This is a genomic window from Streptomyces sp. NPDC060209 (assembly GCF_042728155.1).
Classification (GTDB): domain Bacteria; phylum Actinomycetota; class Actinomycetes; order Streptomycetales; family Streptomycetaceae; genus Streptomyces.
Map to the genome: position 1 here is coordinate 1 of NZ_JBHWZS010000217.1, position 14,454 is coordinate 14,454.

The following is a 14,454-nucleotide window of genomic DNA, read 5'->3' on the forward strand; positions in this document are numbered from 1 at the left end:
CACCGGGTCAGGCGCGGTGCGCGCCGCCCGCGGACCTGCGGCGGACCGAGACGAACAGGGCGCTCGCGCCGAGGGCCAGCGCGGCGGCTCCGCCCATCGCGAGGTACGAGGTACTGCTGCTGCCACCCGTCTCGGCGAGGGCCACATCCGTGGCTGCCTCGCTCGCGGGGGACGCGGCGACGTTGTTCGGCTCGGGAGCGTTCGCCCCGGCGTCGTCGGCCTCGGCGGCGGGGGCCGCTTCGGTGACCTCCGCACCGGTCGCCGCGTCGTCGTCCCCGTGGCCGTTGTGCTCGACGGAGGACTTGTCGGCGCCCTCGTCGATCTCCGCCTCGGAAGGGGCGGAGGCGGCCGGCTCCGGGTCGGCCCCGGTGGTGCCGCCTCCGGCGCTCTCACCGCCGAAGACCACGTCGGAGCAGGCGTAGAAGGCCTCCGGGGAGTCGGACCGCTGCCAGACCGTGTAGATCAGCTGCCGCCCCGACGCCTGCGGCACGGTGCCGTCGAAGACGTACGACCCCTTCTCCAGGGTCGGGTCGGTGGCCGTGGCGAACGGCTTCTCCTCCAGGTCCGACCACTTCAAGGGCTGCGCCGGGTCATAGCTCGACTTGGTCAGGTACAGCTCGAACGAGCCCTTGTGCGGAGCGGTCGCCCGGAACCGGAAGGTGTGGCTGCCCGCCTGCATGGGCGTGGACGGCCAGTCGGCACGCGGCAGGTCGAGCCCCTTGAACTTGTCGTTGCCCGCGCTGCACAGCTTGCCGTCCGGGATCAGCCCACGGTGATTGCCCGCCGCGTTGGCGATGTTCACGCCGTTCCAGTCGTACAGCGCCTGGGTACCGCCCGCCGCCACCGCCGCCTTGCACGCCGCCGACTGCGGGTTCTCCGGCCCCTCCGCGAAACAGGCCGAGACCCGGCTGACCGGATCGCTCAGCGAACCGTGGGCGGCGGCCGGGGCGGCGGAGAGCCCGGTCAGCGCGAGCGGCGCGACGCCGAGCGCGACGATGCTTCCGGCGAGCCTGCGGCGGGTGGTGGTGATGACGGCCATGGTGGTGGTTCTCCTTCGGCGGCACGGCTGTTGAGCAGGTGTGGTGATCAGCAAGCTAGCCGCCGCCGGGAGCGGATCCGGGCGGGAAAAGGCGCAGGTGGCGATCGTTATGGCGCGCTTAAGGGACGGTTAGGGACGCGCTCAGGAAGCGCCGGTCGAGGGCCCTTGCGTAGGGTCCGCGATCCCTGTGGAACGACTGTCCCGCCCGGACGTACCGCGTCGGCGTCCATGGCGCCCGGGCCACTCGGCCGCCGGGAGTCCGGGCGGTGAGCTGTCCGGAGCCGGCGCGCGCTGTCGCCCGAACGGCCGAGTGGCCGGTCCGGGCCGGGGCGTGGATCGTGGAGGAGGGAGGGACACCGGACTCCCCGCCTCCTGGGGAGCACCTCGTCATCAGGGAGTCAGCAATGACACCAGGCATTGATCTCGCAGAACTCGGCAGAGTCGTCACGCCCGACGAACTCGGAAGTTACCTGGCCGAACTGGACCGGTCAGAGGGAGAGCCCACGTCGAGCCCGTCGCAGTCGGTCCGCACGGCGCAGCACGAGGGGCACCGGATCACGCTCACCACGACCTACGACGTCGTCGTGGACGGGACGCCCGTGACGGCCCGGCTGCATGTCGGTGACGGGGGCATGCTGCACAGCCCCGGTCTGCCGTACCACCAGTTCGCTTCGGCTCTGGACGCCGTGCGGGCGTTGATGTCGGCCTATCCCGACCACTTCGGGGGAGGGAGCTGAGATGGTTTCGGTCCGCAACAACGTCCTGACCGACGAGGACTCGCTGAACACGTTCCTCGCCGGGGTCGCCATGCTCAAGAAAGAGAACACGAATTACACCACCGCGAGTTTCGGTATTCCCGGCCGGCCGAACCCGGTGCACACCTACGACTTGTTCGTGATCGGGCACATCGGGGCGGGGAATCTGGCCATTCCGCGCAACGGTGATCCGATGGTGCGCAACGCTGCCCACCGGGGGCCGGTCTTCCTGCCGTGGCACCGGCTCATGCTCCTCAGCCTGGAGGGACATATCCGACGGGTACTCGGTGCACCGGACTTCGCGCTGCCGTACTGGGACTGGTCGGCCGACGGCGACCAGGGTTCGCCGGTCAACGCCCCGATCTGGGGGGACTCGTACATGGGAGGGCAGGGCACCCCCGTCCCCGACGGGCCGTTCGGCTTCTATCCGGACGATCCGAACCGCTTCACCGTCCGCATCGAAACCGGTCCCGACGGAAAAGCCGTCCAGTCCATGGGCGGAAGCGGACGGGGACTGACCCGGAAGTTCGCTCAGAAAGAGCCGGAAGGCTGGCCCCAACTGCCGGACAGCGTGGACGTGAAAGCCACCCTCGACTTCACGCCTCCCGGTCCCATCGTCAGACCGGAAGACCGGTACGACGTTCTCGACTACAGCATCGCTTCGGACGGCTTCCGCGGCCGGCTCGAAGGCTGGCTTCCGCCCGGGCGCCCCTGGATGCACAACCAGGTTCACCAGTGGGTGGGCGGAGACATGGAGCCCATGAGCTCTCCCAACGACCCGGTCTTCTTCCTCCACCACTGCAACGTGGACCGGATATGGGAGAGCTGGATGCAGCGATACGGCCGCCTCTACGCCCCGGACATGACGGCCCAGGACCCTCCGTACGGAGGTGAACGGATCGACGACGCTCTCATCTTCTTCGGCGGTCAGCAATTCACTCCGGGGAACATGCTGGATGTGAGCAAGCGCTACACCTACGATCAGCTGCCTTGAGGGCGAGCGCCGCGTTCGCCGCCGCGCCGCATCGACGCGATCGGCAGCCCGTCGGCCCACAGCATCGGGCTGCCGAGACGTCCACCCGGGACAGCGTCCCGCGCGGCGCCGGACGCGGCGGAGACCGGGCAGGAGGAGGCGGTCGAGGAGACGAGGTCCGCCACGGTGGCCGAGTCCGCGCCGGGTCGATCAGGCCCGGGAAAGGGTGTTCGCGAGGTCGGCGGCTCCATGCTCCATTCGCGCAGGGGCGCGCTCAGGAAGCGCCGGCCGCGCCCCCGCCCGGGGCGGCCCACGCCCTTCCCGTCTTGTACCGCCAGGAGGTCAGGACGGAGACCTCGGCATCCGGTGCCAGCCGCAGACCGGCCGCCGCGAGGAAGTCGGGGAGCGCGATCTCCCCGCCGTCGGTTCCGTCGTCCCACAGGGTCAAGAGCCTGGACCCCTCGCCGTCCCACGTGTCGCTGTCCTCGCTGGGGTGCTGCTCGACGGTGCCCTCGCCGTGCCGGTAACGGAGGTACAGGTACTGGCCGTTCGTCGTCCAGGCGTCCCACTGCGAGGGGCAGGCCAGGCAGGTCCGGACGACCTGGGCCAGCGTCACGTCCTCGTACAGGTGCGCCTCGACCGCGCCCAGGTGCCCGTCGTGGGCGACGAGCAGCTCTCCGTCGAGGGCCAGTACGCGGAACTCTCCGTCGGCGAAGTGGAACGTGAGGCCGCACGCTCGGTCCACCGGGCCGTTCCGGTAGCGGACCTCCCGGACCGAACGGACCCGCAGGCCGGCGAAGCGGTTCAACGGGACGTCCTGCCCGTCCGTCGCGGAGACGGCGCAGGCACTCGGGTCGGCGCCCATCGACAGACCGGATTCCAGCGCGTCGAACCGGACCGCTCCCAGCTCCTCGAAATGAAGCCACAGGTGCGAGGGCGCCGCCGGACGGTCCCCGGAGGTGGTCACGCCCAGCAGCCGTCTGCCGAGCAGATCGGAGGTGTACAGCTCCTCGTCATCGGTCATGCGCCGATGCTGGCACGGCCCTTGCCGTACGGGCACCCGATTTCCGCGCCGCCGCCGGGACACATCCGAGGGCCCGGCGGCCACGGTGGTGAGGCGTCAGACCTGGACGCCGGGCGTGCCGTCCTCCACGACCACACTCGCGCGCGTGCTGATCGTGGCGTCCGGCTTCGTCACGAAGGGCAGGACCCGGAAGTCGCTCGTCCACCGCTCCCGGTCCACCGTGACGCGTACGTAGCCGCGCTGGCTGTTGAAGAACTTCATGTGCGGGTTCGCCGCGAGGAACGTCTCGCCCTGGGCCGTCATGTCGGCGCCGTCGCCACCGCTCGTGACCGAGGTGCCCACGAACTCCGAGCCCACGGTCGCCGATTCCGGGTCGGCGTAGTCGCGCTTGAGGTCCCAGGCGTAGTTCTGGTGGCGGTCACCCGTGATGACGACCAGATTGCGCACCCCGCGGGTGTCCGCCTCCGCGAGCAGCCGGTTGCGCTCGGCGACGTAGCCGTCCCACGGGTCGGTCCAGACCGTAGTGCCAGGACCCGGGTCCTGGTCGGTCTGGCCCATCGGCGCCTGGTTGCCGAGGATCTGCCAGCGTGCCTGCGAGCGGCTGAAGCCCTTGAGGACCCAGTCCCGCTGCCGGGACCCGAGCAGGGTGCGGTCCGCGTCGAAGCGTTCGGCGCAGTCGGCGGAGGTACCGTCGCCGCAGGCCTGGTCGTCGCGGTACTGACGGGTGTCGAGCATCGTGAAGTCGGCGAGCCGGCCGTAGGAGAGCCTGCGGTACATCTGCACGTCCGGGCCGTTGGGCAGCTGGGTGTGGCGCAGCGGCGCGTGCTCGTACAGGGCCTGGAAGGCGGCGGCCCGGCGAAGCAGAAAGGTCTTCGGGTCCTCGTTGTTCTCGGAGGTCTCGTCCGCCCAGTTGTTCTCCACCTCGTGGTCGTCGAACGTCATGATCCACGGGAAGTTGGCGTGCGCCTCGCGCAGCGGAGCCTCGGACTTGTAGAGGCCGTACTGCAGCCGGTAGCGCGCCAGGTCGAGGGTCTCCGTGTGGAACTTCGGATCGGTCGTCACACCGCGCTTGTTCGTCTTGACTCCGGACTCGTACAGGTAGTCACCGAGGTGCACCACCAGGTCCAGGTCCTCCTGCGCCATGTGGTGGTAGGCCGTGAAGTAGCCGTCCTGCCAGGCCTGGCAGGAGGCGAAGGCGAACTTCAGCAGGCGCGGGGAGTCCGAGGGGGCCGGGGTGGTGCGGGTACGTCCCACGGGGGAGATCGCGGACCCGGCCCTGAAGCGGAACCAGTACGTGCGGTCGGGGGCGAGCCCGTGCACCTCGGGGTGGACGGAATGCGCCAGTTCCGGAGTCGCGACGACGCTGCCGCGGCGCACGACCCGGCGGAACCTCTCGTCGAGCGCCACCTCGTAGTGGACACGGACGGGCTTCGCCGGCATACCGCCGAGGCCGTCCTGGGCGAAGGGGTCAGGAGCCAGACGCGTCCAGAGCACGACACCGTCCGACGTCGGGTCGCCCGAGGCGACACCCAGGGTGAACGGGTCACCCTTCAGAGCGGGCGCGGCGAACGCGGACTGTGCCTCCCACGCCCCCGTCCCGAGCATCAGCGCGGCGGCTGCCGCCCCGCCGAATCCGAACATCTGCCTGCGGGACACGGAATTCGCGACCACGGGTCCTCCTCGGTTGATCTGCGCCAACCTCGGACACGCTGCCGGGAATTGATGTCATGCTCACACGCAACGTATGGCCGGGGGCCGAGCGATGCGTGAACAGGACAGCTATCCGGCGTGCGGCTCAGGACACCGCGCGGTAGCGGCGCTCGGGCCGCCCCGTCCCGCCGTACCGCAGGGACACCTCGGCCCGCCCCGTCTCCGTGAAGTACTCCAGGTAGCGGCGCGCGCTGACCCGGGACAGGGCTCCCGCCTCGGCGCATTCGGAGGCCGACAGCCCCGCCGGGTGTTCACGAAGGACACGTTCGACCAGGTCCGCTGTGCGGCCGGCCAGGCCCTTGGGGAGTTCGCGGGAACCCGGGGGGCGGGTGCCGAAGATGCGGTCCACGTCCTCCTGGCGGGCTTCCTGGCGCGCCTCGTCCAGTGCGTCCAGGCGATTGCGCAGCGAGGCCACGTGCTGTAGCTGCTCCTGCAGGGCCGAGCGGTGGAACGGCTTGATCAAGTAGTGCAGTGCGCCCGCCCGCAGGGCCGCCCTGACCACCCCGGCGTCGCGTGCCGCCGTGATGAAGAGCGCGTCCGCGCTGTGGGTGTCCCCTTCCCGTTCCTCCGCCGCCCGCAGCTCCCGCAGCACCTGGATCCCGTCCATGTCGGGAAGATAGATGTCGAGCAGGACCAGGTCGGGACGCAGCCGGCGGGCCGAGCGCAGGGCCTCGGCGCCCGTGTGGGCCACACCGACGACCGTAAAACCGTCCAATGCGGACACATACCGGCTGTGCAGCTTCGCGACCATGAAGTCGTCGTCCACCACCAGCACTTTCGTCACGCCGACACGCTAGGGCGCGATCACAACGACCACAACGTCCATTGATTCCGGAACGGCGACAGCTCGTTAACGCGCAGGCAACATGTGGGCCACCTCACACCCGTCCACACAGAGCTCGAAAGGCGGCACCCGGTGCGACTGCGCACTCCACTCGCCCTGTTCGGGGCAGCGCTGCTGGTGGTCGTCGGGCCACCGCTGCTCTCCTCCGGCAGCGGTTCCGACACCGGCACGCAGATTCCCGGACTGCGCTTCATGGTTCCCAACACACCCGGCGGCGGTTACGACATCACGGCGCGCACCGCCGCGAAGAACGCGGAGGACGCGGGGCTCACCCACGGCATCGAGGTGTTCAACCTGCCCGGCGCGGGCGGCACCGTCGGCGTGACCCGGCTGGTCGCCGAGCACGGCAACGGCAAGCTCGCCATGTCCATGGGCCTCGGTGTCGTGGGCGCCGTGCACACCAACAAGTCGCCCAAGACCCTGGCCGACACCACCCCGATCGCCCGGCTCACCGAGGAGCAGGACATCGTCGTCGTCGCCAAGGACTCCCCGTACAGGACGATCGACCAGCTGCTCACCGCCTGGAAGAAGGACCCGGGGAAGATCCCGGTCGGCGGCGGTTCCTCGCCGGGCGGACCCGACCACCTGGCACCGATGCTGATGGCGAAAGCCGCCGGGATCGCCCCCAAGCAGGTCAACTACATCCCCTTCGACGGCGGCGGCGAACTGCTCGCCTCGATCCTCGGCAACAAGGTCGGCTTCGGCGTCTCCGGCGTCGGTGAGTACCTCGACCAGATCGAGGCCGGTGAGCTGCGCCTGCTCGCCGTCACCGGACCGAAGCGGGTCCCGGGCCTCGACGCGCCCACCCTCCGCGAAGCCGGCCTCGACACCGACTTCACCAACTGGCGCGGCATCGTCGCCCCGCCCGGACTCTCCGACGCCGAACGCGACAAGCTCGTCGGGCTGGTGAGCGAGCTGCACGACTCGAAGCAGTGGCGCGACTCCATGGAGAAGAACGGCTGGGACGACGCCTTCCTCACCGGAGACGCCTTCGGCGACTTCCTGGACGGCCAGGACCGCCGTGTCGCCACCGTCCTCAAGGAGCTGGGACTGTGACGGACGAAAGCACCTCCCGACCCGCCACCGCGCGCTCCTGGCTGCGCGAGCACTCCGAACTCGGCGTCTGCGTACTGCTGCTCGTGCTGGGCGTCCTCGTCCTGACCGACGCCCTGACGATGAACGTGGACATCACCCAGCGCGGGCCCGTCGGCCCGAAGACCGTTCCCGTGGCCGTCGGCATCGGGCTGCTGGCCGTCGCCGTGCTGCTGGCGGCCGACGTCCTGCGCGGCGGCCGCGGCGAGGCGGAGGGCGGCGAGGACGTCGACCTCGACGAACCCGCGGACTGGCGCACCGTGGCCCTGCTCACCGGTGTCTTCCTCGCCTTCGCCGTCCTCATAGGCCCGATCGGCTTCCCCATCTCCGGCGCCCTGCTCTTCTGGGGCTCGGCCTACGCGCTGGGCAGCCGCCACCACGACCGCGATCCGCTCATCGCGGCCGGGCTCTCCCTGATGACCTACTTCGTCTTCGACAACCTGCTCGGGGTGCCCCTCCCGGGCGGCCCGCTGATGGGGGTGCTCTGACCGATGGATTCCCTCAACTCCCTCATCGACGGCTTCGGCACGGCGCTCACGCCGGTCAATCTGCTCTGGGCCGCGCTCGGCGTCCTGCTCGGCACGGCGATCGGCGTGCTCCCCGGCATCGGCCCCGCCATGGCCGTGGCGCTGCTGCTGCCGGTGACGTACGGACTCGAACCGACCGGTGCCTTCATCATGTTCGCCGGGATCTACTACGGCGCGATGTTCGGCGGCTCCACCACCTCGATCCTCCTCAACACCCCGGGGGAGAGCGCGGCCGTCGTCGCCGCGATCGAGGGCAACCCGATGGCGAAGGCCGGGCGGGGCGCACAGGCACTCGCCGCCGCCGCCATCGGTCACTTCGCCGGCGGCATGATCGGCACGATCCTGCTGGTCGTCCTCGCCCCCACCGTCGCCTCGCTCGCCGTGGACATCGGCGCACCCGACTACTTCGCCATCATGGTGCTGGCCTTCATCGCCGTCACCTCCGTCCTCGGTTCCTCCCGGATCCGCGGACTCGCCTCGCTCCTCATCGGCCTCACCATCGGTCTCGTCGGCCTCGACCAGATGACGGGCCAGCAGCGGCTGACCTTCGGCTCGCTCCAACTGGCCGACGGCATCGACGTGGTGATCGTCGCCGTCGGACTCTTCGCCATCGGGGAGGCCCTCTGGGTCGCCGCCCATCTGCGCCGCTCCACGGGCAGGCCGATCCCCGTCGGCCGCCCCTGGCTGGGGAAGGCCGACGTCCGGCGCACCTGGAAGTCCTGGCTGCGCGGGCCCTTCATCGGCTTCCCGTTCGGCGCGATCCCGGCGGGCGGCGCGGAGATCCCCACCTTCCTCTCGTACGTCACCGAGAAGCGGCTCTCCAAGCACCGCGACGAGTTCGGCAAGGGCGCCATCGAGGGCGTCGCGGGCCCGGAGTCGGCGGCCTCCGCGTCCGCGGCGGGGACCCTCGTCTCCATGCTCACGCTCGGCCTGCCCACCACGGCCGTCGCCGCCGTCATGCTGGCAGCCTTCCAGCAGTACGGCATCCAGCCCGGCCCGCTCCTGTTCGAGCGTGAACCCGAGCTGGTCTGGGGCCTGATCGCGTCGCTCTTCGTCGGCATGGTGCTGCTGCTCGCACTGAACCTGCCCCTCGCGCCGCTCTGGGCGAAGCTGCTGCGGATCCCGCGTCCCTACCTCTACGCGGGCATCCTGTTCTTCGCCGCCGTCGGTGCGTACGCGGTCGGCGGGGAGGCCGTCGACCTCGTGATCCTGCTGGTGATCGGGCTGATCGGCTTCGGGATGCGGCGGTACGGACTGCCTGTGCTCCCCGCGATCATCGCGGTCATCCTCGGGCCTTCCGCCGAACAGCAGCTGCGGCGCGCCCTCCAGATCAGCGACGGCAGCGTGACGGGTCTGGTCAACACCCCGTTCTCCGTGACCGTGTACGTCATCGTCGCGCTGATCCTGGCGTGGCCACTGGTGAGGAAGGTGCTGGGACGAAATCGGGCGTGACTGACTGTCGGTGGCGGCTGAGAGGATTGCGGGTATGACCACGATCGACTGGGACGCCGCCGCCGACTCCTTCGACGAGGAACCCGACCACGGGCTCCACGATCCGGTGGTCCGCAGCGCCTGGGCGCAGCGGATGGAGACCTGGCTGCCCACCGCGCGCTCCGCGGTCCTCGACCTCGGCTGCGGTACGGGCAGCCTGGCCCTGCTCGTCGCCGGCCAGGGGCACCGGGTCACCGCCGTCGACCGGTCGCCGCGCATGGTGGACCAGGCGCGGGCCAAGCTGGCCGGGACCGGTACCGAGGTGCTCGTCGGTGACGCCGGGCACCCACCTGTCGGCAAGCAGCGGTTCGACGTGATCCTGGCCCGGCACACGGTGTGGCTGCTGCCGGACCCCGCGGCCGCCCTGCGGCACTGGTTCTCGCTGCTGCGGCCGGGCGGCCGGCTGCTGCTGATCGAGGGTGTGTGGAACGGCACCGGCCTCTCCGCTGCCCACCTCACCGCACTCCTCAACGAGCACACCGAGCGCGTCCACCACGAGCCGCTCTCCGGGGACTCCCGGCTCTGGGGCAAGGAGGTCGACGACGAGCGGTACGCCCTGGTGGCCCGCGCCGAGCCGCCCGACCGGCACAGGGAGGTCGTCGACGTCCACCTCATCCTGCGCAGGGGCCCCGACGTGCTGCTCGCCCGGCGGGCCGGCACAGGGTATGCGGACGGCCTGCTCCACGCCCCCTCCGGTCACGCGGAGGACGGCGAGGACGTCCGGGCGGCGGTGATCCGGGAGACGGCCGAGGAGATCGGCGTCGAGCTGGATCCGGACGAGCTCCGGGTGGCCCTGGTCATGCAGCACAGGGGGCCGGGCGGCAACCCCAGGATGGGCTGGTTCTTCGAGGCGGACCACGACCCCGCGCGCCCGCCCCGCAACGCGGAGCCGGACAAGTGCTCCGAGCTGGCCTGGTTCCCCCTGGACGCGCTGCCCGACGACATGGTGGCTTACTGCCGTGCGGGCCTCGACGGATACCGCGCCGAACAGCGCTTCCTGATCCACTGGCACGAGGACGCCGACACCGTCGCGTACGCACCGCGGGGGACACGGCGCGCGGTCCCGCTGCCGGTGGCGTCGACCCCCACCGGCCGGCTGCACCACGTGGAGCTGCGGGTGCCCGACCTGGCCGAGGCGGACGCGGAGTGGGGCTGGCTGCTCGGCCGGCTCGGCCATGTCCCCTACCAGCGCTGGACGCACGGCCGGAGCTGGCGGCGCGGCGAAAGCTATGTGGTGGTCGAACACACACCCCGTCTGCCCGACGGCGGGCAGGACGCGCCGCGTTCCGGCGTCAGCCGCCTGGCGTTCCACGTCCAAGGCCGTGCCACGCTCGACGCCCTGGCGGCGGACGCCCCGGGACACGGCTGGAGGCAGCTCCCGCCCGACGGCCGGGCGTACGCCGACGGGAGTGGTCCGTACGTGGCCCGTCTGGAGAACACGGCGGGTCACGAGGTGGAGTTGGTCGCCCCCTGAGGGGTGTCCCCGGCAGGCGCGGCCGCGCCCTTCAGCAGCCACAGCCAGCGCCGCCGCTCGGTGACGAGCGTGGCGGCGGCCAGCACGGACGCGGGGACCGCGGCCCACGCCGGCCAGGCCGGCCACGCGGAGACCACCGCTGCGGCGAGTTGCAGCAGCACCAGCAGGATCGTGACCGCGCCGGGCACCGGGACGATCACCTGAGTCTTGTCGCCGGGGGTCGAGAACACCGTGGGCAGACCGATCAGCACGACCACCGCCAGGACGGCGAGCAACCAGGAGTGCGCGGCCAGCGCCCAGGGAGTGGCCACCCACGCCACGAGTTCGGCCGAGAAGCGCAGGACGGAGGGGACGCGGTCGTCCGTTCCTTCCACGGTTACCCGAGTCAGTGGTGAAGTGAGCACCGAAGCAGCTGCGCCGCCTGTTCAGCCATCAGCGTGACACCGGGCTCAGGCGACCAGCCCCGCAAGCCCCTCGGTGCGGGCGAGGTGCTCCAGCTCGTCCAGGGCCCGGACGGCCGCCTCCGCCGCGAGGGGGTCGCGGCCGGCGAGGCCGCTCTCCTCGAACTCGTCCTCGTCCAGCCGCAGTACGGACGAACCGTCCGCCGACACCCACAGATCCAGGTCCAGGTCCTCGACCAGGAGTTCGGTGCCCCGGAGCAGGGCGGGCCGGGTGATGTCGCAGTACCAGCCCTTCAGCCGGCCGCCTCCGGTGCGGACCTCCTTCACCGCGTACCACCGGTCACGCCAGTAGTGCTCGGTGAAGACATCGCCCGGCTCGAACCGTACGAAGCCGAAGTCCCGGACCCCCGGGGCGGCCCACGGGGCCCGGACGGTGATCCGGGTTCCGTCGTCCTCGATCGGCTCGGCCGGATAACGGATCTTCGTGCGGCCCCCCTTGACCAGGGCCACCGTCCAAGTGGTTCCGGAATCAGCCGATTTCGCGGACATGACGCACCTCCGTGGCGCAGATCTCGTAGCCGAACCAGCGGTTGACCGCGAGCATCGGGCCGTTGTCGGCATCGTTTCCGGTGAAGGCGTCCGTGTATCCGGCGGCCCGCGCCCGGTGCAGGGAGGCGTTCTTGGCGAGCTTCGCCAGCCCCCTGCCCCGGAAGGCCCGCACGGTGCCGGTCATGGCCGACCAGTAGCGGGTCAGACCGTCGGTCTGCGCCGCGCTGAACGCCGCGACCTGTCCGTCCACCGTCACGACCGTGGTGAGCGCGTGGTCGAAGCCGGACCGCCGCCAGGTCGTGGCCAGCCAGTCCTCGTAGTCGGAGAACTCCACCGGGGTGTCGCTCGGCTCGTCCGCGGTCGTCTCCGCGTCGGCCTCGAACAGCGGGCGCGGGTCGTCCTCGAAGTCGACGGCGGTGAGCAGTTCGACCCCGGGCGGGACTTCCTGGAGCGGCGGCAGCGGGCCGTCCGCCAGGCCGAGGCGCAGGAAGTGCGCCGGCCGGCGCGCCGCGTAACCGCGCTTCCCGGCGAAAGCGCGGTTGGCCGGCTCGTCGAGGACCCAGGTGTAGACGGCGGTCGCACCGGCACCGGCCAGATGCTCCTCGCCGGTCCGCATCAGCAGCGATCCCGCGCCGCGCCCTCTCCTGTCCGGATGGACGTACGGATTGCAGAACCCCTGGCCCGGCTTCGGGTTCTCGTGGGAGATGCCCACCTGGGCGGTGCCGATCACCTCGCCGTCCTCCTCGGCGACCAGCAGCCGGTACCGCCTGGCGGGATGGGCGGCGGCCAGGTCGCTCAGGACCTGTTCCGGAGTCGTCACCATGAACGGGAGCGCGGCACGCCGCACCCGTACCCAGGCATCGGCGTCGGCAGGCAGGAAGTCACGTACACGTACCGTCATGCGCGGACGCTAACGCGGAGTACGGCCGGGTCGCCTCCCAATTTCCGGCGGCGGGGCCGGTGACGGAACCCCCGGTGGGAGAGAATCGGCGCGTGACCCTGAAGATCGCCGTTGACCCGGACTCCGCCACCGCCCCGTACGAGCAGCTGCGTGCCCAGCTGTCGGAACAGGCCCGCTCCGGCGCCCTGCCCGTGGGCTACCGCCTCCCGACCGTACGCGGGCTCGCCGGGGAACTGGGCCTCGCCGCCAACACGGTGGCCAAGGCCTACCGCGCGCTGGAGACCGACGGGGTGATCGAGACCCGGGGCCGCAACGGGACGTTCGTCGCCGCCGCGGGCGACGCGGCGACCCGCCACGCGGCGACGGCCGCGCAGGAGTACGCCGAGCAGGCCCGGCGCCTCGGCCTGCCGCGGGCCGACGCGCTTGCCCTGGCCGAGGACGCCGTACGGGCGGCCTACGCGCAGTAGGCCGGGCGGCGCCCGCCCGTCGCGGGCCTCAGAGGTACAGCCCCGCGTCCGCCCCCGCGTCCTGCTTCGGCACGGACGCGGGGCCGCTGCCCCGCCGCAGGGCGTAGAGCTCGGCGAGCGTCGCGCCCTCGCGGCCGAGCCCTTCCTCCGTACCCAGCCAGGACACCGACTCCGCGCGGGTCAGCGAACCCACCTCGATGCGGGCCAGGCAGCGGCCCGGCCTGACGACCGCGGGGTGCAGCCGCTCAAGGTCCTCATTGGTCGTCACCCCCACGAGCACATTGCGCCCCTGGCCCAGCAGGCCGTCGGTCAGATTGAGCAGCCGGGACAGCGCCTGACCCGCGGTGTGCTTGGCCTCGCCGCGGATCAGCTCGTCGCAGTCCTCCAGCAGAAGCAGCCGCCAGCGCCCCTTCGCCGAACCGTCGTCCTCACCGATGGCGATGTCCATCAGATAGCCGACGTCGTTGAAGAGCCGCTCCGGATCCAGTACGCAGTCGACCTGGCACCAGTCGCGCCAGGACCGGGCGAGGGTGCGCAGCGCCGAGGTCTTGCCGGTGCCCGGAGGGCCGTGCAGCAGGAGGAGCCGGCCGGCGATGTCGTCGGGGGTGACCTTCATCAGCCGGTCCATCGCATCGGCCACCGGAGCCGTGTAGTTGGACCGGACCTCGTCCCAGGTGCCGGCGGCGATCTGCCGGGTGGTGCGGTGCGGGCCGCGGCGCGGTGAGACGTACCAGAAGCCCATCGTCACGTTCTCGGGCTGTGGCTCCGGCTCGTCCTGGGCGCCGTCGGTCGCCTCGGACAGGATCTTCTCGGCCAGCTCGGGCGTGGTGGCGGTGACCGTGACGTCGGCACCCCGGTTCCACCGCGAGATCAGCAGCGTCCAGCCCTCGCCCTCGGCGAGGGTCGCACTGCGGTCGTCGTCACGGGCGGCCCTCAGCACCTCGGCCCCGGCAGGAAGCAAGGTCGCCCCCGACCTGACCCGGTCGAGGGATGAACTGTGCGAGTAAGGCTGCTCGCCCGTCGCGAAGCGGCCCAGGAACAGCGCGTCCACGACGTCGGACGGCGAATCGCTGTCGTCCACGTTGAGCCGGATCGGCAGGGCGGACTCGGGGTTGGCAGACATGGCGCCCATGATCCGGCACGGCGGCATCCCGCGCACCCAGGTGTCAGCAGCTGCCCCCGGGTGGCGGGCGTCGGAGCGCCGCCC

Annotated in this window: 15 protein-coding genes; 7 read left to right on the forward strand and 8 right to left on the reverse strand. The window is 71.3% G+C overall.

Features of this window, described 5'->3' with window-relative positions; all coding sequences use genetic code 11:
* Positions 1 to 7 precede the first annotated feature (7 nt).
* Positions 8 to 1,039: a lytic polysaccharide monooxygenase auxiliary activity family 9 protein gene (locus ACFWFI_RS30950; protein WP_387396564.1), complete on the reverse strand. Its 1,032-nt coding sequence runs from the start codon at positions 1,037 to 1,039 to the stop codon at positions 8 to 10.
* Between the two features lie 404 nt (positions 1,040 to 1,443).
* On the opposite strand from ACFWFI_RS30950, the gene ACFWFI_RS30955 reads away from it, so the two are divergent.
* Positions 1,444 to 1,776, forward strand: coding sequence for a hypothetical protein (locus tag ACFWFI_RS30955; protein WP_387396566.1), 333 nt, complete (start codon positions 1,444 to 1,446; stop codon positions 1,774 to 1,776).
* A 1-nt stretch (position 1,777) separates the two neighbouring features.
* Positions 1,778 to 2,788, forward strand: a complete 1,011-nt coding sequence (locus ACFWFI_RS30960) for a tyrosinase family protein (protein WP_387396569.1) — start codon at positions 1,778 to 1,780, stop codon at positions 2,786 to 2,788.
* A 253-nt stretch (positions 2,789 to 3,041) separates the two neighbouring features.
* On the opposite strand, the gene ACFWFI_RS30965 is transcribed toward ACFWFI_RS30960, so the two are convergent.
* The 3 genes from ACFWFI_RS30965 to ACFWFI_RS30975 form a co-directional block, all read right to left on the reverse strand.
* The gene (locus ACFWFI_RS30965) at positions 3,042 to 3,791 is read right to left on the reverse strand and encodes a hypothetical protein (protein WP_387396572.1); all 750 of its coding nucleotides are present in this window, start codon (positions 3,789 to 3,791) and stop codon (positions 3,042 to 3,044) included.
* Between the two features lie 96 nt (positions 3,792 to 3,887).
* Positions 3,888 to 5,462 carry an alkaline phosphatase D family protein gene (locus tag ACFWFI_RS30970; protein ID WP_387396574.1) on the reverse strand — a complete coding sequence of 525 codons (1,575 nt, stop codon included), beginning with the start codon at positions 5,460 to 5,462 and terminating at the stop codon, positions 3,888 to 3,890.
* A gap of 124 nt (positions 5,463 to 5,586) precedes the next feature.
* Positions 5,587 to 6,285 carry a response regulator gene (locus ACFWFI_RS30975; protein ID WP_387396576.1) on the reverse strand — a complete coding sequence of 233 codons (699 nt, stop codon included), beginning with the start codon at positions 6,283 to 6,285 and terminating at the stop codon, positions 5,587 to 5,589.
* 132 nt (positions 6,286 to 6,417) lie between these two features.
* On the opposite strand from ACFWFI_RS30975, the gene ACFWFI_RS30980 reads away from it, so the two are divergent.
* From ACFWFI_RS30980 to ACFWFI_RS30995, 4 genes are read left to right on the forward strand one after another with little or no spacing between them, the layout of a single operon-like run.
* On the forward strand, positions 6,418 to 7,401 hold the full coding sequence (locus ACFWFI_RS30980) for a Bug family tripartite tricarboxylate transporter substrate binding protein (protein WP_387396578.1): 984 nt from the start codon (positions 6,418 to 6,420) through the stop codon (positions 7,399 to 7,401).
* Entirely contained in the window at positions 7,398 to 7,925 is a 528-nt protein-coding gene (locus ACFWFI_RS30985) for a tripartite tricarboxylate transporter TctB family protein (protein WP_387396580.1), read from the forward strand. Before ACFWFI_RS30980 ends, ACFWFI_RS30985 begins: the two co-directional genes overlap by 4 nt.
* Before the next feature lie 3 nt (positions 7,926 to 7,928).
* Complete coding sequence (locus ACFWFI_RS30990; RefSeq protein ID WP_387396582.1) at positions 7,929 to 9,416, forward strand: tripartite tricarboxylate transporter permease; 1,488 nt, start codon at positions 7,929 to 7,931, stop codon at positions 9,414 to 9,416.
* 34 nt (positions 9,417 to 9,450) lie between these two features.
* On the forward strand, positions 9,451 to 10,929 hold the full coding sequence (locus ACFWFI_RS30995) for a trifunctional class I SAM-dependent methyltransferase/NUDIX hydrolase/VOC family protein (RefSeq protein ID WP_387396584.1): 1,479 nt from the start codon (positions 9,451 to 9,453) through the stop codon (positions 10,927 to 10,929).
* On the opposite strand, the gene ACFWFI_RS31000 is transcribed toward ACFWFI_RS30995, so the two are convergent.
* The 3 genes from ACFWFI_RS31000 to ACFWFI_RS31010 form a co-directional block, all read right to left on the reverse strand.
* Positions 10,902 to 11,303 carry a hypothetical protein gene (locus ACFWFI_RS31000; RefSeq protein WP_387396586.1) on the reverse strand — a complete coding sequence of 134 codons (402 nt, stop codon included), beginning with the start codon at positions 11,301 to 11,303 and terminating at the stop codon, positions 10,902 to 10,904. The genes ACFWFI_RS30995 and ACFWFI_RS31000 overlap by 28 nt on opposite strands.
* Before the next feature lie 75 nt (positions 11,304 to 11,378).
* Positions 11,379 to 11,879: a ribonuclease FAU-1 family protein gene (locus ACFWFI_RS31005; RefSeq protein WP_387396588.1), complete on the reverse strand. Its 501-nt coding sequence runs from the start codon at positions 11,877 to 11,879 to the stop codon at positions 11,379 to 11,381.
* On the reverse strand, positions 11,860 to 12,780 hold the full coding sequence (locus ACFWFI_RS31010; protein ID WP_387396590.1) for a GNAT family N-acetyltransferase: 921 nt from the start codon (positions 12,778 to 12,780) through the stop codon (positions 11,860 to 11,862). Before ACFWFI_RS31010 ends, ACFWFI_RS31005 begins: the two co-directional genes overlap by 20 nt.
* Positions 12,781 to 12,872: 92 nt before the next feature.
* Between ACFWFI_RS31010 and ACFWFI_RS31015 the strand changes: the two genes are divergently transcribed.
* Entirely contained in the window at positions 12,873 to 13,247 is a 375-nt protein-coding gene (locus ACFWFI_RS31015; protein ID WP_387396592.1) for a GntR family transcriptional regulator, read from the forward strand.
* A 28-nt stretch (positions 13,248 to 13,275) separates the two neighbouring features.
* Here the strand turns inward: ACFWFI_RS31015 and ACFWFI_RS31020 are convergent, their stop codons facing one another.
* Positions 13,276 to 14,397, reverse strand: a complete 1,122-nt coding sequence (locus ACFWFI_RS31020) for a DUF5925 domain-containing protein (protein WP_387396594.1) — start codon at positions 14,395 to 14,397, stop codon at positions 13,276 to 13,278.
* Between the last annotated feature and the right edge of the window lie 57 nt (positions 14,398 to 14,454).